Below are 22,830 nucleotides of genomic sequence, written 5' to 3' on the forward strand. Positions count from 1 at the left end.
TCAGCGTGATGAGAACGTGATGGTGGATCCGTTGCGCACGAGCTGCGCATCGAGTGCCAGAGCGAGCGACTCGAGCATCGGATCCAAGGGAAGGGCAGCAAACTGCCCGGTGACACGGCGCTCCAGCATGTCGGGTGTGGCGGTCAAGGTGACGCCATACCATCTGGCGAGCGCCGGGAGGGCTTCAGACAGCGCCGTACCGTCGAACACAAACTCGCCGCGAATCCAGGCGGCGCGCTCCGCGCCGTCCTGGCTTACCTCAACACGACCCGAAGACGTCACGCGCCCGCGGTCGCCGGCGTGCAGCAGGGTGGGCGCCGTCTGCCCCTGTCCGAGGGCGACGATGCCCTCTTCCACCGCCACTTCCACACCGCCCACTTCCGGCCAGGCACGCACGACAAAGCGTGTTCCCACATCTTCGGCCATGGCGTTGCCGGCGCGCACGCGGAACGGCTGCGTCGTGTCGTGCACGACATCGAAGTGTCCTTCACCCTGCAGCGTGATCTCGCGAGCGCCTGCCCCGAACGACCGCGGAACGCGGGCGGTGCTGCCACCGGCCAAGGTCATGCGACTGCCGTCGGGGAGTGTCATGCTGAGACGCTGGCCGAGTGGCGCCGCATACTCCTGGCTGGCGGTGGCATTCTGCCACAGTACGCCGCCCGTCACGCCCACCAGCAACACCGCCGCCACGCGCAGCCAAGTGGGCAGGCCACGTGTGTGAGTGGCACGGCGCACACTGGGTGCGGTGTGAAGTGGGCGGACACTCGTGTTGCTGTCCGCTGCGCTGCCCATGCGCGCTTGAAGGGCCTGCCACGCAGCGTCCGTCGCAGAGGCCGTCGTGGCGAAAGCCGTCGTGGCGCCAGGTGTCGTGGCGCCAGCGGTGGCATGCGCCTCACGCAGCGCCTTGAGCAACGCGGCGTGACGCCGGTCCGCCGCCAGCCACGTATCGAGACGCGCCTGATCGTCCGGCGTGGCGGATCCGGCAAGAATCCGGTCCAGCAGCGCCGTGTCAGCATCGTGCGGCAAAAACTCAGGTTCAGACTGCGGAGTGTGCATGCCAGCGTGTTGAGGTTACCAGCACGACACACGGCGCCGGAAAAACCCCACAACGGGTCAGTTCAGGTCCCCAACACCCGGGCGCGCACGGCCTTGAGGCCGCGCGAGAGCTGGTTTTCCACCCCTTTGACGCCAATGCCCATGGCCTCGGCGATCTCCGCGTAGCTCAGGCCCTCACGCCAGCGCAGATGCATGACGAGTCGGCAGCGCTCGGGCAGGGCATCCAGTGCGGCCTGCGCCAGCGAGACCAGCTCCGCCTGTTCCGCCTCGGCATCGGCGTCGGCGTCGGCCGCCACGCTGTGCAGGGGCGGCGTGTCGGCCTGTGCGGCGTGGGTCGTCCAGTCCTGCTCCAGCACATCGCGGCGGCGCACATTGAGCGCCCGATTCCGCACCGCACCAAACAGATAGCCCCGCACCGACCCAAGAGGCGCCCATTCCGTGCGGGCCTGCCAGATGGCAAGAAACACATCCTGCACCACTTCCTCCGCCCGCGCCGTATCGCCCGTGTAACGGAGCGCGAAGCCCACCAACGCCGCATGCAGCGCCCGGAACAGCTGCTCGAACGCCTGCGCATCACCCGCACGAATGCGGGGAGCGCAGGCGTCGAGTTGGGCGGCTTCGTGCTGGACTGCGTCGTGCAAGGACATGGCCTTTAGCACGGCTGCGCACGACCAGGAGTTTCAGGCCTGGGACGAACTGTGGGGTCCCGTTACACCCGGTTGACCTGAAGTTCCTACCCCCCGCCGCTTCGCGTCCAGATGGCAATGAGGCCACACCAGTTGTCGGATCGCATGCCACCCAGCGAAGGAGGAATGGAGGCAGCCCCGAAAAACACCTCCACCCCATGAACGTCTTGCGGGACGACTTTGTCGATGTCGGAAAGCGCCGGAAGGACGATTCCATCGAGCATGACACGCAACACACAGGGGACCAACGCAATTCCGCCGCCGGCCGGCACAGACTTCATGCCGCGCGTCGAGATCGCCACCATTGAGCCAAGTGAGTCCGCAATCCGAAGGCCAGAGATTCCTCGAAGCATCTGTGACAGTCGCACCGGATTGCGATGTTCAATTTGATCGCGAGTGACCGACGCGCTTGCCGTCCGCGATCGCAGTCGAGCTTCAAAGTCCGCAAGTCTCGTTGACGATGGCGAGTTGTCGCGAACATCTACCGCGCGAAGTCCATAGGGCTGCCGGTCCAGATAAATCGTGACATTCTCTCCAAGTTCTTCCACACGTGCCTCGATGCGCGTTGAGAAGAAGCCAATGCTCCGAACCAGTATGGTTACTGAATCCCCCACAAGGCTGACAACACGAGCAATGCCGGCAGAGTCCGTCACTGCACTCAGTCGCTGCGCTCTACTGATGAGCTCGATACCCGCTGTTCCAACGGGGCGGTCGGACTCATCCAAGACCAGAACTGACAGCGTACGCCCTTGAGCTCTGGGTACGACTGGCTGTGCTTCTGCGATTACAGTGAAGACGAACGACAGAAGCGGAATGGCTGGCAGCAGGATTCTGAGATGACAACTGCGAAGTCGATCGATCATCGTCTAGATCATCTGCTGCATTGTTGTCAGGGGCTTGCGGCTAAAGTCGAGTCTACACACTTTCGCTGAAATGGCGAGCCTCTGGAAGATTGGCGCGGCAATTGGTGCACGCCTCCTCTCAGTTGCTTGGAGTTTTCGACATCATCACTCAGAGCTCTGTTGACGGGGCGCGCGACTCAGGTCGGCTGCAGTACTTCGGTACTTCAGCGCTGTTCACGGCATCCGTAATCAGTTCACTCTGGCATTGCAGGTTTGTCCTATGCGACTTTTCCCCATCTCCGCAGCTACCTGTCTGTCGATACTCCTCCAGCCTGGCCCTTTGCACTCCAACACGTATCAAGCATCGGACCGGCCGCCTCAGCGCTGGGCTCTTGCAGGGCCAGGTATCGCAGTAGGGGGAGACGGAGAGGGAGGGCCGACAGATTTCAACGACATCGTTGCAGCGTTCCTGGTCGCAGGTGATCGGCTCCTGGTGGCCGACGGAAAAACAAGCCAGTTGCGACAGTTCAGCTTTCCAGACATGCGGCACCTGCGAACGATTGGTGGCGCGGGACGTGGCCCCGGTGAGATCAGTGATCTGTGGACCGTATGGCGGTCACCAACGGGTTTCGTGGCCGAGGATGCCGCAGGCACGGCATCTCTGTTCAATGCGCGCGGCGACTTTGTGCGTGTGCTGCCACGTGAGGTACCTGTTGCCGGGAGACGAGTGGAGCGGGTTGGTCCGATCAATGACACGCTGTTCGTGGCAAAGCTTCAGGATACCATCCCTGCGATGAATGCGGGCGACTCGCGCATGCTCGAAATGCAGTTGCTCGTAGTGACAGCTCGCTCCAGGCGGGTCATTGCGCGCTCTGACGAGCGCGAAGTCATTCGTGGTGCGACAGGCCGACCCCGGACCCCGGTGTTCGGCGCAACCAGCGTCGCTGCGGTCGTCGGCAACAGAGTCTGTGTTGGCTATCCTGCAAGATATCGCATTGATTGCTACGCACCCGATGGTCGGCACATCTCACGTACTGAACGTCGCGGTTTGCGTGCGGCACCGGTCCGCCCGGCGCACAAGGAAGACTTCTTCGCGAGTGAAGCGGCGGCCAACCCGGGCCCGAACGGTGCCGCGTACATCGCCCGCTTGCGCCGTACTGTGCCATTCGCCGAGGTCATGTCGCACTTTGGTGAGTTCATTGCTGCATCAAATGGGGATCTTTGGGTGGGCCCATACATTCCGGTTGGCCCTATCCCGATGAAGCGACCGTTTCCCCGCGACGAGAGTACCTGGTCAGTCTACGCGCCGGATGGACGGTGGAAAGCGGATGTCGTGTTCCCAGCCCGCTTCCATTTGCTTTCGGTCGACGGCATGCGCGCGGTTGGCGTCCGCCGAGACCAAGACGATGTGGAATCGATTGTCGTATACACGCTGCGTGTACAGCAATGAGAGGGACAAGGACGGCATGCCTGCAAAACCGTCCTTGCCTCCTGTTCCAGATGGTCAGGTTGTCGGCTTCCCAGTCCGCGCCGCCACCACATAGAACCCCGTCGCCACACCCAACGTGATCAGCAGCACCGTCCACTCGGCCTGCGTGATGCTTGTCAGCAGCCAGGCAATGAGACCAATGGTGATGATGGGCACCAGCGGACCACCCGGCACGGCAAAGGGCACCGCGCCTTCCTGACGAATGCCGCGCTGACGCAGCATGAACGTGGCCGCCGCGCAACCCGCATACAGCAGCAGCGCCGCGAGATTGGAAATTACCGCGAGTTGCTCGAACGAATTGAACACGGCCAGCGCGCACACCAGCGTCGTCTGGATGATGATGGCGACGTGCGGCGTGCGATACGTCGCGTGCACCGATCCGACCACACGCGGCAGCAAACCGTCCTCGGCAAAGCGGAACAGCGCACGCGGCACAGCCAGCGTCATGCCACTCACGTACCCGAACATGGAGATGCTTGCGCCCACCAGCAGCAGCAACCGCCCCGGCGTGCCAAGGAAGGACTCGGCGGCAAAGGCCAGCGGCGCCGCCGTGCTGGTGGCCAGCTTGTCACCCAGCAAACCCGCCGCCACGACATGCACCGCCAGGTAGAGCAGCGTCACGCCAATCATGGCGATGGCCAGGGCACGCGGTACGGTGCGCGCGGGGTCGCGAATCTCGCCGCTGGGCACCAGCGCCGTCTCCACACCGCTGAAGGCGAACACCAGCACGATGGCCGCGCGCGCCAGTGACGCGGGACTCGGCACTTCGCGAATGGCGATGTTGTCGGGCTGAATGAAGAACACGCCAATGGCCACAAAGGCCAGCAGCGGCAGCAGCTTGGCAATGCTGGCCACGACAATGAGCTTCGTGCCTTGCTCGACACCACGCAGGTTGATGATGGCCAGCAGCACGAACATGGTGACGATCACAGGCACCCGAATGCCCTCGATGCCTACCAGTGCGCCCACGCCCTCCGCAAAGGCCGACGACACGCCGGCCACCGCCGTCGTGCCCAGCATCCACAGCAGCACACCCGCCAGAAAGCCCACGTAGCGACCGAACACCGCTTCCACGTAGGCGTAGGGGCCGCCGGTGAGTGTGATGCGGCTGCCGGCTTCGGCAAAACACAGCACCACGAAGCCCATGACCGCGGCGCAGATGAGATACACCAGCGGCGCCGCGGCACCCGCGGCCGCAGCCGCCGACGCGGGCAGACGGAAGATGCCGCCACCCACCGTGACGTTGAAAATGCTGGCCGCCAGGGCCCATACGCCAACCGCGCGGACCAGAGATGGTCCGCGCGGCGCGCTTGTAGCAGGAGATGTCACGATCAGGCCTTGGAGAGCAGCGGAATGAGCAGCAGGGCCACGATGTTGATGATCTTGATGAGCGGGTTGATGGCCGGACCCGCCGTATCCTTGTACGGATCACCCACCGTGTCACCCGTGACCGCCGCCTTGTGGGCATCGCTGCCCTTGCCGCCATGGTGGCCCTCTTCGATGTACTTCTTGGCATTGTCCCACGCGCCACCACCGGTGCACATGGAGATGGCCACGAAGAGACCCGTCACGATGGTGCCCATGAGCAGACCACCCAGCGCGGCGCCGCCAAGGAACAGACCCACGAGCACCGGAATGACCAGTGGCAGCATGGACGGCAAAATCATCTCGCGGATGGCCGCCTTGGTGAGCAGGTCCACCGCCTTGTCGTACTGCGGCTTCTGCGTGCCCTTCATGATGCCCGGCAGTTCCTTGAACTGACGGCGCACTTCCTGCACCACCGCGCCCGCCGCGCGACCCACGGCCTGCATGGCCGCGGCGCCGAACAGGTACGGAATCATGCCGCCGATGAGCAGGCCGATCACGACCTTCGGATCGTCGATGGAGAAGTTGACCGGCGCGCCGAGGTGTTCACCCAGCTTGCTCGAGTAGTCGGCAAAGAGCACCAGTGCCGCGAGACCGGCCGAGCCGATGGCGTAACCCTTGGTGACGGCCTTGGTGGTGTTGCCCACCGCGTCGAGCGCGTCCGTCGTCTTGCGAATCTCAGGGCCGAGGTGGCTCATCTCGGCAATGCCACCGGCATTGTCGGTGATGGGGCCGTAGGCGTCGAGCGCCACGATCATGCCGGCCATGGACAACATGGCCGTGGCCGCAATGGCCACGCCGTAGAGCCCCGCCATTTCGAAGCAGGCGTAGATGGCCGCGGCCACCACCAGCACCGGCGCGGCCGTGGAACGCATGGACACCGCGAGGCCCGAGATCACGTTGGTGCCGTGACCGGTTTCGGAGGCCTTGGCGATTTCGCGCACCGGGCCGTATTCGGTGGCCGTGTAGTACTCGGTAATGACCACCAGGGCCGCCGTAAGGGCGAGACCAATCATGGCGCAGGTGAAGAGCGCCGTGCTGTTGGTGGGGAACATGGCCTGCGTCACGAAGAAGAACGCAATGGCCGCCAGCACACCCGACACGATGAGGCCGCGGTAGAGCGCGGCCATGATCTTGCCACCCGGCTTCACGCTCACGAAGAACGTGCCGACGATGGACGCGGGGATGGACACGGCGCCGAGCACCAGCGGATACAGCACGCCGGTGTTGCCATAGGTGGCGTAGCCGAGGCCGGCCACCAGCATGGCCGCGATGACCGTCACGGCGTACGTCTCGAACAGGTCGGCCGCCATGCCGGCGCAGTCGCCGACGTTGTCACCGACGTTGTCGGCAATCACGGCCGGGTTGCGCGGATCGTCTTCGGGGATGCCCGCCTCGACCTTGCCCACCAGATCGGCGCCAACGTCCGCGCCCTTGGTGAAGATACCGCCGCCCAGTCGCGCAAAGATGGAGATGAGCGACGAACCGAAGGCCAGGCCGACCATGGGTTCGAGCGCGTGCTTCACCGCTTCTTCGCCGGTGTTGTTGCCGATGACCAGCATGTAGAAGCCGGCCACGCCCAGCAGACCGAGGCCCGCCACCAGCATGCCGGTGATGGCGCCGCCCTTGAACGAGATGTTGAGGGCGGCATTGAGGCCGGTGGAGGCGGCCTGCGCGGTGCGGGAGTTGGCGCGCACCGAGACGAACATGCCGATGAAGCCAGCCACGCCGGAGAGAATGGCGCCGATGGCGAAGCCGACGGCGGTCATCCAGCTGCCGAGGCCAAAGCCGACGGCAAGAAAGAGAATCACGCCCACGAGGGCGATCGTGGTGTACTGGCGCTTGAGGTAGGCGTCAGCGCCTTCCTGGATGGCGCCGGCGATTTCCTGCATGCGCGCATTGCCCGAGGGCTGGGCAATGATCCAGCGCGCCGTCACGATGCCATAGACGATGGCAATGGCGGCGCATACGAGAGCCAGTGGGAGTGCGTACTGCTCGAGCACGGGATCTGGGGTTTGGGAATGGAGGGACCACTGAGGGCGTTCCGCTACATCCCCGCAAAATCGCCCCGGAACAGCCCGGTGACCAGTCCCGGGGGGCAGAAAGCGGCTGGGGGGCGGTTGTAGATCCCCTACGCCGCGTCGAAACCGGGAATCTCAAAGGCCGGCCTTACAGCGTCACAGTCCGCCCGGCTGCCTCCATGAAATAGTATGGCGCCTTCCCAGTTCGCCGCCACGACGGTGCGCATGTAATCAATGATCGCGGCCGCGTCATCGGCCGTCAGTCCGAAGCGCGCACAGCCGGAGATCAGATTCGTTCGGGTTGCTCGACGTCCCATTGCAGTCCCGCATACCATGGCCAGGTCCCGTTCAAACGCCTGCACCGGTGACGGGGTGAGGTCGTAGGCGGGGGACAGACGCCACTCCGTGGTATGCGCGATGAGCGCATGGTTGCGCGGGTGGTCGTCATTGTTGGTCACCAATGCGTTGAACACCATGCGACGAAAGAGCTCTGCGCGGTCAAGCTGCGGGCGCGCCGACCATCGTTGCAATTCGTCGCTCAGGAGCAGGTAGGACCAGCGCTGACGATCACGTATTTCGTCAGCGTCCAGTACCGTAAGGGCACTCACCATGCGTGCCTTGCTGTACTCGGAACGAGCGCTCAGCCGCTCCCGATCAAAGCGACGAACAAGTAAGACGGGTGCAGTCCCGACGCGTTCGATACGATATGGTGGGACACGCACATCGCACTGCCGCGCCAACTTCAACAGTGCTCCTTCCACCGCCGCGTTGTTCCACCGGTCGCCTCGCGACGGAAACTTGGCGAGCCACAAGCCGCTTTCGTCCGTGACCACATTCTTGGGGCGGGCTCCACCCATGGAAGTCCCCGTCTCGACCAGCAACTGGAGTCGCTGAAGGCTTTCGGGCACGGGCTCACCGACGTGCAGGGACTCAAGCTGTCGAGCGGCATCCAGCAGGGCCTCGAGCTGCAACGTGCTGTTGAACGGGCGGAGCGGTGGTGGAGGCACCTTTCCGAGACCAAAGGACAGTGCGCCCGCGCGATCCTCCGGCGAATTCAGCAGGTACTCGACTTCGCCGACATCGACCTTGCCCAACGCGTGTTCGATGACACGTCGTCCCCAGGCATCTGGACTTGCGTCGCGGATTGCACCGAACACTCCGTCAAGCCGGGTGGTTTCGTATGTGTTGTCTGACAACGGCAGATGCAACGGATCGATTGGCACCGCCGAAGGATGTTCCCGGTATCGACGACCATATACGAACCGACCGATGACATCACCAAATGCATTGCGCTCACGCACGAACCTTCCGCAGGTCAACACTTCGTGTGACTGCGGAAGTTGGATGTACACGTAACAGGACTCGGCGCGGTTCATCGTCGATCAAAAGTCGTCGTCGAGTTTGCTGCGGCTGATGCGCGGCTGCGCCAGTCCACGACGCAGCGCGCTGCGCTCGCGTATCTGCCCCTCAGGGTCGAACTCCAAGGCCGCCACGGGAAGTATGCCGTCCTCGAGGCCGAGAGCCCACAGTGCCCCCAGATAGGCCGCAAGGCTGGTCCCCACATTCCCGGCTTCCACCGCGCGCAGTGTGGGGATGGTGAGGCCAGCTTTCTCGGCCACATCGGCAAGGCGGAGCCGCCGACGCTTTCGCGCCAGCGCAATGTTGTGCCCAAGCGTGGCAGCCACCTCCACCACACGGGCGGGGGCGCGCTCAGGGCTGCGGATGGTGGGTTTCGGCATTGCTGCCTCCTGATTAGGCGATAATAGTAAGAATAATTGCTTCAAACCATATAAAAAGCAAGAATCCTTTCATCCATTGCGCGCACTGGCGCCCACCACGGCACCGGCCAAAGTTTAGCCCATGACACGTCACCCCCGCCTTGCCCACCGCGCCGCACGGACTGCCGTCCAGTCGCTGGCCCTGTGTGCCCTCGCCGCCTGCCGGGCCTCCTCGGGCAGCAGCACCGCCGCCACGAGCTCGGCCACCCCGCCGGCCACCAACGCCACCCTTCCCGCGCCCTACGTCATTCAGAACGGGGAGTCGCAGGTGGTGCCCGCTTTCGCCGACACCACCCAGTGGATCCGCGAGCGACTCTGGGTGGAGACGGAGTTTGACTCCGACTTCGACGGCAAGAAGGACCGGGTCCACGTGGACGTGACCCGCCCGGGTCCCACGGCCAACGGTCTCAAGGTGCCGGTGGTGTACGAGACCAGCCCCTACTACGCCGGCACGCTGGGCAACGACGACGTGTTCTGGCCCGTCAAGCAGGAGCTGGGCGCCGAGCCGCCGGCGCGCACGCTGGGCAAAGGCGTGACCTTCAATCCCAATCGCGCGCGCATCAGCAACTCGCAGGTGCGCAATTGGGTGCCGCGCGGCTTTGCCGTGGTGCACTCGGAGTCGCCCGGGACCGGACTCAGTCAGGGCTGCATCACCATTGGTGGCAGCAACGAATCGCTGGCGCCCAAGGCGGTGATCGATTGGCTCAACGGCCGCGCGCGTGGCTTCACCACCATCGATGGCAGCGAGGAAGTGAAGGCCACCTGGGCCACCGGCAAGGTGGGCATGACCGGCACCTCGTTCAACGGCACGCTGCCCATTGCCGCCGCTACCACCGGTGTGAAGGGCCTCGAGGCCATCATCCCCGTGGCGCCCAACAACTCGTACTACCGCTACTATCGCAGCAACGGCCTCGTGCGCAGCCCCGGTGGTTATCTGGGTGAAGACGTGGACGTGCTCTACGACTTCGTGCAGAGTGGCAACCCGGCCACACGCGCGCTGTGCAACGAGCGCGTGCGCGACGCGGTCATCGGCAAGGGCATCGATCGTCGCACGGGCGACTTCAACGACTTCTGGGCCTCGCGCGACTACATCATGCAGGCGGGTGGCATCAAGGCGGCAACCCTCATGGCCCACGCCTTCAATGACTGGAACGTGATGCCCGAGCATAGTGTGCTCATGGTGCAGGCGCTCAAGGCCAACGGCGTACCCGTGCAGCAGTACTATCATCAGGGCGGACACGGTGGTGAGCCGCCGCTTGCCATGATGAACCGCTGGTTCACGCGGTACCTGCTTGGCGTGCAGAACGGGGTGGAGAAGGACCCCAAGGCCTTTGTGGTGCGTGAAGGCGCGCCGCGTCTCGAGCCCACGCCATACGCCGACTACCCCAATCCGGCGGCCTCACCGGTCACGCTCTATCCCACCAAGGGTGGCAACGCCGTCGGCGCCCTCGGCACCACGCGCACCCCCGCGCAGGGTATCGAGACCGTGACGGACAATGTGTCGCTGGGCGGTGTGGATCTCGCGCGCGCCGAGAATTCGCCGACGCGTCTTCTGTTCGCGACCGCTCCGCTTACGCAACCCGTGCACCTCTCGGGCATCGGGCGTGTGCGCATCACGCTGTCCAGCAACAAGCCCGCCGCCAATCTGTCGGTGTGGCTGGTGGAATTGCCCTGGCCGGCAACCGGCAACAACAACGCGGGTATCATCACGCGGGGCTGGGCCGATCCGCAGAACGCGCGGGATGTCCGTCGCAGCACGCCACTCGTGCCCGGGCAGCCGGTCACGCTGGAGTTCGATCTGCAGCCCGATGACCAGATCATCGCCGCGGGCAAGCGCATCGGCCTCATGATTTTCTCGAGCGACAAGGATTTCACGCTGCACCCGGCGCCGGGGACCGTGCTCTCCATCGATCTCGATCAGACGTCCATCACACTGCCCGTTGTGGGCGGTGCCTCCGCTCTCAAGTAAAACCGAAGTGAAACAGACCTACGCTGTGAACGCCCCGTACAAGCGCTATCGCTTCGCGCCGCTGGTTGCCACCATCGCGGCGGTTGCCGCGGGCTGCGCCTCGGCCAACGCATCAGCGGGCAGCGCCATCGGCAGCAGTGCCTCGGCAGCCGCCACGCGACGCCCGGCCGTGGGCACCGCGACCGTTCCGAATGCCAGCTCGCCCGCTGCCCAGCGCCGCTGGGCCGACTCCGTGCTGGCTACGCTGTCGCTGGAGCAGAAGGTTGCGCAGATGGTCTGGGTATGGACCCTCGGCGATTTTGCGCCGGTGGACGCCGGGTCGTATACCGCCATCGAGAACCAGATCCGCGAGCTCGAACTGGGTGGCGTGATTGTCTCGGTGGGTGGCCCGGCCGACATCGCCACCAAGATCAACGCGCTGCAGCGTGTGGCCAAGCTGCCGTTGCTGGTGGGCGCCGACCTCGAGACGGGGGCGGCGTTCCGTGCGCGTGGAGGCTGGTTCCTGCCCAACGCCATCGAGCTGGGTGGCGCCACGAGCTTCCCGTATCAGATGGGCATTGGCGCGACACGCGACACCATGCTGGCCTACGAAATGGGCCGCGTGACGGCAGTGGAAGGTCGCGCGATGGGCATCCACATGGCTTTCGCGCCCGTGCTGGATGTGAACAACAACCCCAAGAACCCCGTCATCAGCGCGCGCTCGTTCGGCGAAGACCCCACGCTGGTGGCGCAGATGGGCCGCAGTCTCGTGCGCGGCATTCAGCAGAACGGCATGCTGGCCACGGGCAAGCACTTCCCGGGGCATGGCGACACCGAGCAGAACTCGCACCTCGAACTCTCGCGGGTGAACGTGTCGCGCGCGCGACTCGACAGCGTGGAACTGGTGCCCTTCCAGGCGGCCATCGACGCGGGTCTGCGTGGCATGATGACCTTCCACGGTGACCTGCCGGCGCTCGATACCACCAAGACGGCCGCCACGCTCAGCAAGGCGGTGATGACCGACCTGCTGCGCAACACCATGAAGTTCGACGGCCTGCTGGTTACCGATGCGCTGGACATGAACGGCGTGCTGGGTGGCATCACCATGGGCGAGGCCACCATTCGGGCGGTGGAAGCCGGCAACGATGTGCTGCTCATGCCCACCGATGCGAAGGTGTCCATTCGTGCCGTGGCCGAGGCGGTGCGCGCGGGTCGCCTGACCGAGGCGCGCATTGATGAATCGGTGCGCAAGCTGCTCATGGCCAAGCACGAGTTCGGCCTCAACGTCAATCGGCTGGTGAACGTGGAGGAGGTGCGCGCGCATGTGGGCACGGTGGCCAACACCGGCCCGGCACGTCTGGCCGCCGAGAAGTCCATCACGCTGGTGCGCGATTCGTTGGGGCTCGTGCCCATGAAGCTGCCGCGTGAGGCGCGCGTGGTGAGCATTACCATTTCCGGGCGTGCGGACCTGAGTGCGGGTCGCGCATTTGACGCTGAACTGCGCTCGCAGTATCCGCGTCTCCAGTCGCTCACCCTCACGCCGGAAGTGGTGGCCGAAGCCACGGCCGGTGCGGCGGCAGGGCAGGCGGGTGGCTATCGGGTCACACCCGACCCCACCATTCTGCCGGCGTCGGTGGAGAACGCGCTGCGCATTGCGCAGGGCGCCGATCTGGTGATCGTGTCGAGCTACATCGGCGCGGCCACCAACACGGCCAATATGAAGCCCACCGCTGGTTTGCCCGAGTTGCTGAACGGTCTGCGTGCAGCCAACACCAAGGTGCTGCTCACCAGCTTCAACAATCCGTATCTGCAGCTTGGCCTGCCGCTCACCGAGGCGCACATGCTGGCCTGGAGTCCGTGGACCATGTCGCAGCGTGCGGCGGCGCGGGCGCTGCTGGGTCGCGCGCCCATCACCGGCAAGCTGCCCATCACCATTCCCGGCGTTGCCAACTTCGGCCACGGCCTCACGCGCTAAGCGCGCCACTCCTTCGTGATACCCACCATGCCGTTTACTACTCCAGCTACCAAGCGCGTGCTGCTGTCGTCCGTTGCCGTTGCCACCATCGCCGTTGCCTCGGCATTCGGCGGCCGTGCGGTATCGCCCGTTCCGGCCATCGATCTCACCGGCACCTGGAAGTACGCCGTGGTGACGGAGAACGGCACCGGGACGCCCACCGTCATCATTAAGCAGACGGGCGACTCCCTGAGCGGCACCTACGAGTCGGGCCGCATGGGTGTGCTGCCCTTCAAGGGCAGCGTAAAGGACAGCAGCTTTGCCTTCGTCATCAACACGCAGGGTGGCGCCGCGCTGAGCTTCAAGGGCGTGCTGGTGAGCGCCAACGTGGTGAAGGGTGACGTGGACTTTGGCGGCGCCGGTGGCGCCACGTTCAGCGGTGAACGTCAGGCCGCCAAGTAACACACGACACACGGCCCTACACAAACGCCCCCGACGGCATCAACCGTCGGGGGCGTTTGTGCGTTCAGCAGGCCACTCGGGCCATCACGGCTGCAGCAGCGGCAGCACCATGAAGGTCTGCGACGGCCCCACCTTGGTGAGCGTGTCACCCGTCTGCAGGTTGAGCGTGGCGGTGTAGCGGCCGTTCGGGACGCGTGGTGCCTGACCACGCAGCAGCGCGGCCGCGCCGAAGCCACCACCACCACCACCACCGCCGCCGCCACCCAAGCCGGTGCAGGTCTGCATGGCCTGTGGGGCGGGACGGCCACGCGCCAGGCTGTCCATCTGCGCCTGCATGGCGGCCGGCATCTGGCCACCAAACTGACGGCGCATGCGCGCCAGCTGCGCGCTGTCCGGCGGCACCGGATCGCCGTTCAGGTTCCACACAAAGCGCTTGAGGCCCGGCGTGCGATCGAGCTCGCAGCGGCGCCACACCTTGCCGTCACTGTCGGCAATGGTGAGCACGTACTTGCTGCCGGTGGCCGCGGCAGTCTTCACGTGGTACGTAATCCACGCGCCCACCTGCGGGTTTGGCGTGCTGTAGTTGCCGCTGATGGCGAGGGTGCCCGCCGCACCGGCCGGCGCCAACCCACCTGGCGTGAAGTTGTACGCATGACGCAGCGGCAGCAGACGGGCGTCCTCGGCCAGGGCCGTGGAGTTGAGCTCGCGCAGCGCCGAGTAGTCGTCCAGCACGTAGAAGCCGCGGCCAAAGGTGGCCATGACCAAGTCGTTTTCGCGCTTCTGAATGGTGAGATCGCGCACCTGCGTGACGGGCATGCCACCGCGCAGCGCCGCATACGACGCGCCGCCGTCCACCGAGACAAAGAGGCCGAACTCGGTGCCCACAAACAGCAGATCGCCGTTGATGTGATCCTGTGCCACGGCCCACACATTGTGCCGCGCCGGCAGATTGGCCGTGATGTTGGTCCAGGTGCGCCCACGATCGGTGGACTTGACGAGGTACGGCGCATAGTCGCCGCGCTGCCAGTTGTTGAGTGCCACGAACACCGTGTTGGCATCACGCGGCGAAGCCAGCACGTCGCTCACGTAGGTGTACTTGGGCACGCCCGGGAAGCTCTCGATGCGGCGCCAGGTGCTGCCGCCATCTTCCGACACCTGCAGCAGGCCATCGTCGGTACCGGCCCAGAGCAGGCCCTCGAGCACCGGCGATTCGTCGAGACTCACCACATTGGACAAGTCGGTGGTGGACACATTGAGTGCCACCGAACCACGCGGCCACACCTTGCCCATGATGGGCAGGCTGTCGCGATTGAGATTGCGCGACAGGTCGGGGCTCACGCGTGTCCACGAGTCGCCACGATCGTCGGAGCGATAGACGAACTGGCTCGCGAAGTAGATGCGATCGGGATTGTGCGGGCTCAAAATGAACGGCGCATCCCAGTTGGTGCGATCGCGCACACGCGTTACGGCCGAATCGCGGCGTGCCGAGGAGTCGGGCGTGGCGGCCGCGCCACTTTCATCGCCACCGGCCGAGGCGGTGGTGGGGCGGATGCCCTGTCCACGTCCCGTACGCATATCGAAGCGACTGAGGCCGCCGTTCTGCGACTCGCCAAAGAAGATGTGCTGATCTTCCATGTGGCCGCGGGCCTGGAAGCCGTCGCCGCCCACGATGTTGAACCAGTCGCTGTTGCGGATGCCCCAGGTGTTGGTGGTGCGAGAAGGGCCGCACTGCGAGAAGTTGTCCTGCGTGCCGCCGCACACGTAGTAGAACGGCTTGGCGTTGTTCACACCCACACGGTAGTACTGCGTGATGGGCAGCGTGGCGTGGAACTTCCAGGTCTCACCGGCATCGTAGGTTTCGTACAGGCCGCCGTCGTTGCCCAAAAGAATGTGATTCTTGTCCACCGGGTCGAAGGCCAGCGCGTGATGATCGACATGCACACCGCGTCCTTCCCAGTTGGTGTTCGACCAGGTGGCGCCGCCGTCGGTGCTGCGCGAGAGATTGGTGGCCACCGAGTAGATGTGACCGGGGCGGTGCGGATCGAGGAACAGCTCGCTGTAGTACTGGCCCAGGCCGTTCGTGAACCACTGCGCCATGGCCGCGCGCGCGCTGTCCTGCGGGGCCGCGCCGGCGCGCGCCGCACCACCCGCACCTCCACCACCACCAGCACCAGCACCGCCACCCGGGCCACGCGGCACGACGGCGTTCTTGCCGTAGCGCGTCCAACTGGCGCCGTCATCCACGCTGCGATAAAGGCCCGACTGGAAGTTGGACGCCTCGATGAACGCATACACCTGCGTGGGCGTGCTGCGCGCATCAATCGCCAGTCCCGCACGGCCCACATCACCCGTGGGCAGGCCGTTGCTCAATTTGGTCCAGGTCTTGCCACCATCGGTGGTCTTGTGCAGCCCGCCCTCGGGGCTGCCCCCGATGGCCTGACCCACATGCCGGCGACGCGGATAGGCCGCCGCATACAGTACGTCGGGGTTCTTCGGGTCCATCACCACATCGGTGATGCCGGTGTTGTCGCTCACGAACAGGCTGCGCGTCCAGGTCTTGCCACCGTCAGTGGTCTTGTAGAGACCACGCTCACCACCCGCCGAAAACAGCGGACCCTGCGCGGCCACGTACACCACCTCGCTGTTGCGCGGGTCGATGACGATGCGCCCGATGTGCTCCGATGCTGCGAGCCCCACGCGGTTCCAGGTCTTGCCGGCGTCGGTGCTCTTGTAGAGCCCATCGCCAAAGTGCGCGCTGCGCTGACTGTGATTCTCACCCGTGCCCAGCCAGAGCACGTCGGAGTTCTTGGGGTCGATCTCCATGCAACAGAGATTGTTCGCGCCATAGTTCTCGAAGATGGGCGTGAACGAGGCGCCGCGGTTGTTGGTCTTCCACACCCCACCAAACGCGCTGACGATGTACCAGGTGCTGGGATTGACCGGATCGATCTTGATGTCGGCAATGCGGCCCGTCACGACGCCGGGGCCGAGCGGACGGATGCTGTGCTCTTGAGCAGCTCGGCAGGCAGCGGAGTGGCTGCGGGCGCGGCGGCTGCGCGACGATCACTGCGTTGCGCAGCGACCGTTGCGGGGAAGAGCAGTGGCGCCAGCAGTGCGAGCACCGCTGAGCGGGTCAGACGACGGGACATCGAGGGAAGGGCAGAGGTCAGGTGGGAACAGCCGCAGAAGCCGAGGCCGGTGTTGCATCGGCATGCCGGCCCTGTGCCGGTGTGCCGCAGGTGGGGCAATAGGGATAGAACGCATTCTTGCGCGTGCTGCATTCGCCGCACTTGTCGAAGAGTCGGAGGCCGCAGTGCACACAGAAGTTGCTGGGGCCCTCGGGACCCTTGGCCACGGCACGCTCGCAGCCCGGGCAGACGCCGGCATCGAGCCGCTTGAGTGCCTCCTCGTACTTGAGACTGCGGCGACGTTCTTCCTCGCTCTGCTGCTCCACCTGCTGGCGCTGCGCGAGATACTTGCGCATGGCGCGGATGGTGTACACGCCGGCCACCAGAGACACCACAATGCCCACGCCGTAGCGCACATAGCCGCCGTAGCTGGGCAGGTAGGGCACCAGCTCCACAAAGAACGCGAACACGGCAAAGAGCACAAAGCCACGCAGCAACGGCCAGTACTCACTCTTGCGCTTGCGCATCACCATCCAGCCGGCCACCACCAGCAGGGGCAGCGTGAGCGCGAGCCGCAAGCCGAAGGTGGTCAGCTCCTGCTGAAACCGTGCCTTCTCGAAGGGCCCGCGCGCGGCAAGTTCGAGCTCGATCTGCGCTTCGCGGTTGGCCTCCTGGGCCTGCGAAATATCGAGCAGGCGTGTGTCGATGCGCTCCAGTTCGGATTCGGCGTCGCGCTCGATGACCTTGAGTGAATCGAGCTGTCGCGTGCGCGAGAGGACTTCGGGATCCTGCTGCGGATCGGTGGTGGCGGTGCGGGTGGCAATCCAGGCGTCGAAGGTTTCCTTCTGCGCCGTGTAGGCGTTGCGCGCCGCAATGTGCCCCTGCATGGCGCGATCGCGTTCGTCCTGCGTGCGACGCTGCAGACCCTGCAGCGAATCGCGTGCACTGCGCAGCGGCGCGGCCAGCGTCGGGTCGACGAACTCCTGCAACTGCAGGCGGTCCGGAGCGCCCGGCAGTTCACCAACGATCTTGCCACCAAGCCCAATGAGGAAGCTGGCAAAGACCAGAGACACCACCCACATCGCGAACGCAAAGATGCGTTCGGGCACGCGAAAGGCGCGGAACATGTGTTACTCCGGCAGGCGTGAGGCGAACGGTGAGAGCTGCGCAATCAACAGGTCGAGCGGTACTTTCTCGATGGGATGGGGCACCCCCTCGAGCAACACGGCTTCGGCACGCGGCATGGCTTCGGCAAAGCGCTGCGACTCCTCGAGCGTGACGGAGTCATCGCGCGAACCCACCAGCAATCGCACGGGCGCAGCAATCTGTGCCACAGACGTCGTGGTAAGCGGCGGCGCCTCGCCCAGCGCGCGCAGCACGGCGGCCGTGCGTGTGAGCGTGAGTTCCCATCCGCCGGCTTCGGCGTGACGCGCGGCCAGGGCATCGGCAAAGGCCGGTACCTTGGCACGCATGCCCTCGGGGTTGAGACGTCGCGCACCCGCCTCCGCCACCTCGGGTGTCCATGCCAGCATGGTGCCCAGGGTCACGATGCCCGCCACGAGCCCCGGCTGCATTTGCTCGGCCAGCAGCGCGGCGTAGCCACCCATGGAGTAGCCGAATACCAGCACGCGTTGCGGCGCCAGTTCACGTACACGCGCGGCAATCACGTCGGCAAATGCCGGCATGCTGAACGCCGCGTCGCTTTCCGCATCGCTTTCCGCATCGCTTTCCGCATCGCTCAACGCTGGTGTACGTCCATGCCCCGGCAACTCCAGCGTGTGCACGGCAGCAAACACCTCGTGCGCGCGCGCCGCGTCCGCTACCGGTGCCATCTGCTCGGCGCTGCCCAGTGCCCCATGGACAATGAGCAGCGCCGGACGAGCGGATGTCGCCATTACTTGGCCTTGAAGGCGCTGATGGCCTGGCGCGTGAAATCCGACAGCACCAGCGTGCCGCTCATGGTGGCGCGTTCGGCCAGCATGGCGTCCCAGTGTTCGGTGCCGGCCCAGAACACCTGCTTCATCTGCGCCATGGCTTCGGGATTGCTGGCCGCCAGCGTGCTGGCCAGCTGATCCACGGCCCCGTCGAGCGCCAGCTCTTCATGCACGACCTTGGCATACAGGCCACGGCGCTCACACCAGGCCGCGTCGCGCCAGTCGGCGTCCACCGCCATCTGGCTGAACGAGGCGAGGCCGATTTTGCGCTCGATGACCGGTCCCACAACAAAGGGACCGATCCCCACGGCCAGTTCGCTGAGCTTGGCCGAGGCCTTGTCCACGGCAATGGCGTAATCGGACGCGGCAATGAGACCCACCGCGCCGCCGGCCGCCTTGCCATGCACCCGGGTGACGACGAATTGCGGGGCCCGCATCATGGCCAGAATGACGCCGGCAAAGCCCGAGAAGAACTGCTGACCCTGCGCGATGTCGGTAATGCTGGTCAGCTCGTCGAAGGAGGCGCCGGCGCAGAAGGGGCCCGTGCCGCCGCTCTGCAGCACGATGACGCGAACTTCCGGCTGGCGGGAAACGTTGGTGATGGTGGACGCCAGTTCGCGCAGCAGGGTGCCCGGGAGCGAATTGCTCTTCGGGTGGTAAAACTCGATGCGGCCGATTCCAGCGGCCACGTGGGTTCGGACGTATCCGTTCGGACCCGTTTCCGGAGTGGGGTGATCGGGAGTCATGCGGGAGAAGATAGCCTCCCGTTCCGATTGTCGAATCCCGATCCGCCTGCCTATCTTTCCCTGATGGACCAGACCATGCCCGTTCCCACCGAGGAGGCGGCCCTCCTGGCCGCTTTTGAAGCCCGCATCGCCGCCGGCGAGAGCATCGAGCCCAAGGACTGGATGCCGGAGCGCTACCGCAAGCAGCTCACGCGCATGATGTCCCAGCACGCCCATTCCGAAATCGTGGGCATGCTGCCCGAGGGCAACTGGATTACCCGCGCCCCCAGCCTGCGGCGCAAGCTGTCGCTGCTGGCCAAGGTGCAGGACGAGGCCGGTCACGGCCTGTACATCTACTGCGGCACGGAAACGCTGGGTGTGGATCGGCAGGAGCTCACCGAGCAGCTGCTCGACGGCCGCGCCAAGTACTCCAGCATCTTCAACTACCCCACGCTCACCTGGGCGGATGTGGGGGTGATTGGCTGGCTGGTGGACGGCGCCGCCATCGTGAACCAGACGGTGCTGGCCAAGGCCTCGTACGGGCCCTACGCGCGCGCCATGGTGCGCATCTGCAAGGAAGAAAACTTCCACAAGCGCCAGGGCTACGAAGTCTGCATGGTGCTGTCCAAGGGCACGCCGGCGCAGAAGGCCATGCTGCAGGACGCAGTGAACCGCTTCTGGTGGCCCTCGCTCATGATGTTCGGCCCCAGCGACACCAACTCGCCCAACAGCGCCGAGCTGCTCAAGTGGCGCGTGAAGCGCAAGACCAACGACGAGCTGCGTCAGCGCTTCGTGAACCTCACCGTGCCGCAGGCCATCGCGCTGGGCATCACCATTCCGGACCCCGATCTCAAGCTCAACGAGGCCACGGGTGACTGGGAGTTCGGCGAGATCGACTGGAGCGAGTTCCACGCCGTGCTCAAGGGCGAAGGCCCCTGCAATCACGAGCGCATGGCGGCCCGTCAGGCGGCGCACAAGGAAGGCGAGTGGGTGCGCGCAGCAGCCACGGCCCACGCCGAGAAGCAGAAGGCGCGCCAGGCCACGGCGGCGGCCTGATGAGCGCTTCCATTGGCAACGGCGCAATTGCGGACAGCCAGTGGCCGCTCTGGGAGGTGTTCACCCAGGGCGCCCACGGCGAGCCCTTTGAGCACGCGGGCAGCATTCACGCGGCCGACGCCGAGCACGCGCTGCAGAACGCGCGTGACGTGTACACACGCCGCGGCGAAGCCGTGAACCTGTGGGTGGTGCCCACGACAGCCATCGTGGCGTCGGCGCCGTCGGATGCCGGGCCGTTCTTCGATCCCGGCAACGACAAGGCCTACCGGCATCCGCAGTTCTATATCGCGCCGCGTGGCGTGCGCATCTTCTGATGGCTGAAGTCATCAACAAGGCGCCCGACGTGCCCATCGCGGCGCCGCGCAAGGTGCCGGTGGCCAACCCGCTGGCCGACTATCTGCAGCGACTCGGCGACGACCGGCTTATTCTCGGGCATCGTGTGTCGGAGTGGTGCGGCCACGGGCCCATTCTCGAGGAGGACATCGCGATGGCCAACATCGCGCTGGATCTCATCGGGCATGCCTCGTCGTTGCTGGCTCTGGCGGGTGAGGTGGAGGGCGAAGGCCGCAGCGACGACACGCTGGCCTACTTCCGCGATGCGGTGCACTTCCGCAACGCGCTGCTGGTGGAACAGCCCAATGGCGACTTTGCCATGACCATGATGCGGCAGTTCCTCTTTGATACCTACAGTGTGCTGCTGTGGGATCAGCTGTCGCGTTGCGGGCACGAGGGTCTGGCGGCCATCGCCACCAAGTCGCTCAAGGAAGACAAGTACCACCTGCGCCACAGCAGCGAGTGGGTGGTGCGGTTGGGCGACGGCACCGAGGAGAGCCACCAGCGCGCGCAGCATGCGCTCGACGAACTGTGGCGCTTCACGGGTGAGCTGTTCGACCGCGACGAGGTGGACGCCGCCGTGGAGGCGCAGGGCATCGTGGTGGACCATGAGGCGCTGCGTGCATTGTGGACCACCATGGTGCGAGACGTGCTGCAGCGCGCGACGCTCACCATGCCCACGAGCACGGCGGTACGCCGCGGGGGACGCACGGGCTTTCACACCGAGCATCTGGGCCATCTGCTGGCCACCATGCAGAGCGTGGCGCGCGCGCATCCCGGCGCGAGCTGGTAGGCATTGTGAGCAGCGGGTCAACCGGGTCAGGCAGTTCGACGTTTGCGCTCACGCGCGACGACGTGATGGCGTTGCTCAACACCGTGCCCGATCCCGAAGTGCCGGTGATCAGCGTGGTGGAGCTGGGTGTGGTGCGCGACGTGGACATCACGCCCGAGCGGGTGCTGGTGACCATGACGCCCACCTACTCGGGCTGCCCGGCCATGCGCGAAATGGAGGCCGATGTGAAGGCCGTGCTGCTGGCGCGTGGTGCGCCGGCGGTGGAAGTGCGCACGGTGCTCTCGCCGGCCTGGACCACCGACTGGATTGGGCCGGAGGCGCGCGAAAAGCTGCGGCGCTACGGCATCGCGCCGCCGGGCAAGGCCGAGTCCCAGGGGCTGGTGACCCTCACGCGTGCACGCAGCGCGGTGGCCTGTCCGTTCTGCGGCAGCACCGACACGGTGCTGCAGTCGGAGTTTGGCAGCACGGCCTGCAAGGCCATTCACCAGTGCCGCGCCTGCGGCTCGCCCTTCGACGAGTTCAAGCCGCTGTAACTGGACGCTCTGACTGGCCGGTGAATAGCAGCAACTGATTACCACGGAAGACACGGATTGGACGGAAACCACAGGACTCGTGGGCTATGCACGAAAGCCGGTCCTTTAGGGGTTCGTAGTGGCCTCTCTATGCGCCCTCCATTCCTCCAATTCTCTGCGTGAGCTGTTAACAAACTCTCGGATGCAACCAGTACCGGTGCTCCGGCCGGACCGTCAACGGCTCACGCAGAGAACTGCGGGAGAACAGCAGAGTACGCAGAGTGACGAATTGTTCTTGAACGATCCTCATTTCTGATCCGTGTGGTTTCCGCCCAATCCGCGTCATCCGCGACAAGGTAGTTCAACCCGAACGGCTCCTCTCTGCGCCCTCCTTTCCTCCGCTTCTCTGCGTGAGCTGTTAACGAGCTCTCCGATACAACGAGTGGCGGCGCTTCGGCCGGACCATCAACAGCTCACGCAGAGGAAGTGAGGACGCAGAGTTGGCAGAGAACTGCAGCCCGAACTCAACTGCCTGAGCGCGAACGAGGCGGTTGCGCTGAACTCAATTCAAATCCGAAGGATCTGCGTGGGGAACCAGCTGCTCTCCACCGAAAGTGCACGGATTCATTCCGTTCCATCCTGCTGTTTCCCTGGTTGTCCGCGAAATCCGTGGTAATCAGTCAAGACCAGCCCGCGGCACAACACACGAAACAAGACGGGCCCCGGCGCAATGCACCGGGGCCCGTTT

Annotated in this window: 20 protein-coding genes; 8 read left to right on the plus strand and 12 right to left on the minus strand. The window is 65.2% G+C overall.

Features of this window, described 5'->3' with window-relative positions; translation table 11 throughout:
- From B2747_RS15865 to B2747_RS15875, 3 genes are all read right to left on the minus strand, one after another.
- Nucleotides 1-1,056 (minus strand): FecR family protein, encoded by a 1,056-nt coding sequence (locus B2747_RS15865; protein WP_291163096.1) that lies wholly within the window; start codon nucleotides 1,054-1,056, stop codon nucleotides 1-3.
- 62 nt (nucleotides 1,057-1,118) lie between these two features.
- Entirely contained in the window at nucleotides 1,119-1,703 is a 585-nt protein-coding gene (locus tag B2747_RS15870) for an RNA polymerase sigma-70 factor (protein WP_291163097.1), read from the minus strand.
- A gap of 86 nt (nucleotides 1,704-1,789) precedes the next feature.
- Nucleotides 1,790-2,605, minus strand: a complete 816-nt coding sequence (locus B2747_RS15875; protein WP_291163098.1) for a TonB-dependent receptor — start codon at nucleotides 2,603-2,605, stop codon at nucleotides 1,790-1,792.
- Nucleotides 2,606-2,924: 319 nt separating this feature from the next.
- On the opposite strand from B2747_RS15875, the gene B2747_RS15880 reads away from it, so the two are divergent.
- On the plus strand, nucleotides 2,925-4,034 hold the full coding sequence (locus tag B2747_RS15880; RefSeq protein ID WP_291163100.1) for a hypothetical protein: 1,110 nt from the start codon (nucleotides 2,925-2,927) through the stop codon (nucleotides 4,032-4,034).
- Between the two features lie 54 nt (nucleotides 4,035-4,088).
- Here B2747_RS15880 and B2747_RS15885 read toward each other — a convergent pair whose 3' ends face one another.
- From B2747_RS15885 to B2747_RS15900, 4 genes are all read right to left on the minus strand, one after another.
- Nucleotides 4,089-5,402 carry an APC family permease gene (locus B2747_RS15885; RefSeq protein WP_291163102.1) on the minus strand — a complete coding sequence of 438 codons (1,314 nt, stop codon included), beginning with the start codon at nucleotides 5,400-5,402 and terminating at the stop codon, nucleotides 4,089-4,091.
- 2 nt (nucleotides 5,403-5,404) lie between these two features.
- Nucleotides 5,405-7,441 carry a sodium-translocating pyrophosphatase gene (locus tag B2747_RS15890; RefSeq protein WP_291163103.1) on the minus strand — a complete coding sequence of 679 codons (2,037 nt, stop codon included), beginning with the start codon at nucleotides 7,439-7,441 and terminating at the stop codon, nucleotides 5,405-5,407.
- Nucleotides 7,442-7,569: 128 nt separating this feature from the next.
- A complete protein-coding gene (locus B2747_RS15895; RefSeq protein ID WP_291163105.1) occupies nucleotides 7,570-8,835 on the minus strand; it encodes a type II toxin-antitoxin system HipA family toxin in 1,266 nt (421 codons plus the stop codon).
- 6 nt (nucleotides 8,836-8,841) lie between these two features.
- The gene (locus B2747_RS15900; protein WP_291163106.1) at nucleotides 8,842-9,198 is read right to left on the minus strand and encodes a helix-turn-helix domain-containing protein; all 357 of its coding nucleotides are present in this window, start codon (nucleotides 9,196-9,198) and stop codon (nucleotides 8,842-8,844) included.
- A gap of 121 nt (nucleotides 9,199-9,319) precedes the next feature.
- Here B2747_RS15900 and B2747_RS15905 point away from each other — a divergent pair, with 121 nt between their 5' ends.
- The 3 genes from B2747_RS15905 to B2747_RS15915 are packed head-to-tail and all read left to right on the plus strand — an operon-like array spanning nucleotide 9,320 to nucleotide 13,601.
- Entirely contained in the window at nucleotides 9,320-11,206 is a 1,887-nt protein-coding gene (locus tag B2747_RS15905) for a Xaa-Pro dipeptidyl-peptidase (RefSeq protein WP_291163108.1), read from the plus strand.
- 25 nt (nucleotides 11,207-11,231) lie between these two features.
- Nucleotides 11,232-13,160, plus strand: coding sequence for a glycoside hydrolase family 3 protein (locus B2747_RS15910; RefSeq protein WP_291163110.1), 1,929 nt, complete (start codon nucleotides 11,232-11,234; stop codon nucleotides 13,158-13,160).
- Between the two features lie 27 nt (nucleotides 13,161-13,187).
- A complete protein-coding gene (locus B2747_RS15915; RefSeq protein ID WP_291163111.1) occupies nucleotides 13,188-13,601 on the plus strand; it encodes a hypothetical protein in 414 nt (137 codons plus the stop codon).
- 84 nt (nucleotides 13,602-13,685) lie between these two features.
- Here B2747_RS15915 and B2747_RS15920 read toward each other — a convergent pair whose 3' ends face one another.
- From B2747_RS15920 to B2747_RS15940, 5 genes are read right to left on the minus strand one after another with little or no spacing between them, the layout of a single operon-like run.
- The gene (locus tag B2747_RS15920; protein ID WP_291163113.1) at nucleotides 13,686-16,577 is read right to left on the minus strand and encodes a WD40/YVTN/BNR-like repeat-containing protein; all 2,892 of its coding nucleotides are present in this window, start codon (nucleotides 16,575-16,577) and stop codon (nucleotides 13,686-13,688) included.
- Entirely contained in the window at nucleotides 16,574-16,750 is a 177-nt protein-coding gene (locus B2747_RS15925) for a hypothetical protein (protein WP_291163116.1), read from the minus strand. Before B2747_RS15925 ends, B2747_RS15920 begins: the two co-directional genes overlap by 4 nt.
- Before the next feature lie 17 nt (nucleotides 16,751-16,767).
- Nucleotides 16,768-17,856: a zinc ribbon domain-containing protein gene (locus B2747_RS15930; protein ID WP_291163119.1), complete on the minus strand. Its 1,089-nt coding sequence runs from the start codon at nucleotides 17,854-17,856 to the stop codon at nucleotides 16,768-16,770.
- 3 nt (nucleotides 17,857-17,859) lie between these two features.
- Nucleotides 17,860-18,624, minus strand: coding sequence for an alpha/beta fold hydrolase (locus B2747_RS15935; RefSeq protein WP_291163122.1), 765 nt, complete (start codon nucleotides 18,622-18,624; stop codon nucleotides 17,860-17,862).
- The gene (locus tag B2747_RS15940) at nucleotides 18,624-19,409 is read right to left on the minus strand and encodes an enoyl-CoA hydratase/isomerase family protein (RefSeq protein ID WP_291163125.1); all 786 of its coding nucleotides are present in this window, start codon (nucleotides 19,407-19,409) and stop codon (nucleotides 18,624-18,626) included. The genes B2747_RS15935 and B2747_RS15940 overlap by 1 nt, the downstream gene beginning before the upstream one ends.
- Before the next feature lie 63 nt (nucleotides 19,410-19,472).
- Between B2747_RS15940 and paaA the strand changes: the two genes are divergently transcribed.
- The 4 genes from paaA (at nucleotide 19,473) to paaD (ending at nucleotide 22,103) form a co-directional block, all read left to right on the plus strand.
- On the plus strand, nucleotides 19,473-20,444 hold the full coding sequence (gene paaA / locus B2747_RS15945; RefSeq protein ID WP_291163128.1) for a 1,2-phenylacetyl-CoA epoxidase subunit PaaA: 972 nt from the start codon (nucleotides 19,473-19,475) through the stop codon (nucleotides 20,442-20,444).
- Nucleotides 20,444-20,758: a 1,2-phenylacetyl-CoA epoxidase subunit PaaB gene (gene paaB, locus B2747_RS15950; RefSeq protein WP_343125911.1), complete on the plus strand. Its 315-nt coding sequence runs from the start codon at nucleotides 20,444-20,446 to the stop codon at nucleotides 20,756-20,758. The genes paaA and paaB overlap by 1 nt, the downstream gene beginning before the upstream one ends.
- Nucleotides 20,758-21,570, plus strand: coding sequence for a 1,2-phenylacetyl-CoA epoxidase subunit PaaC (gene paaC, locus B2747_RS15955; protein ID WP_291163131.1), 813 nt, complete (start codon nucleotides 20,758-20,760; stop codon nucleotides 21,568-21,570). The genes paaB and paaC overlap by 1 nt, the downstream gene beginning before the upstream one ends.
- 65 nt (nucleotides 21,571-21,635) lie before the next feature.
- On the plus strand, nucleotides 21,636-22,103 hold the full coding sequence (gene paaD / locus B2747_RS15960) for a 1,2-phenylacetyl-CoA epoxidase subunit PaaD (RefSeq protein ID WP_414652206.1): 468 nt from the start codon (nucleotides 21,636-21,638) through the stop codon (nucleotides 22,101-22,103).
- Nucleotides 22,104-22,830: the final 727 nt, after the last annotated feature.

Origin of the sequence: Gemmatimonas sp. UBA7669, assembly GCF_002483225.1 — a bacterium.
Taxonomy (GTDB): domain Bacteria; phylum Gemmatimonadota; class Gemmatimonadetes; order Gemmatimonadales; family Gemmatimonadaceae; genus Gemmatimonas.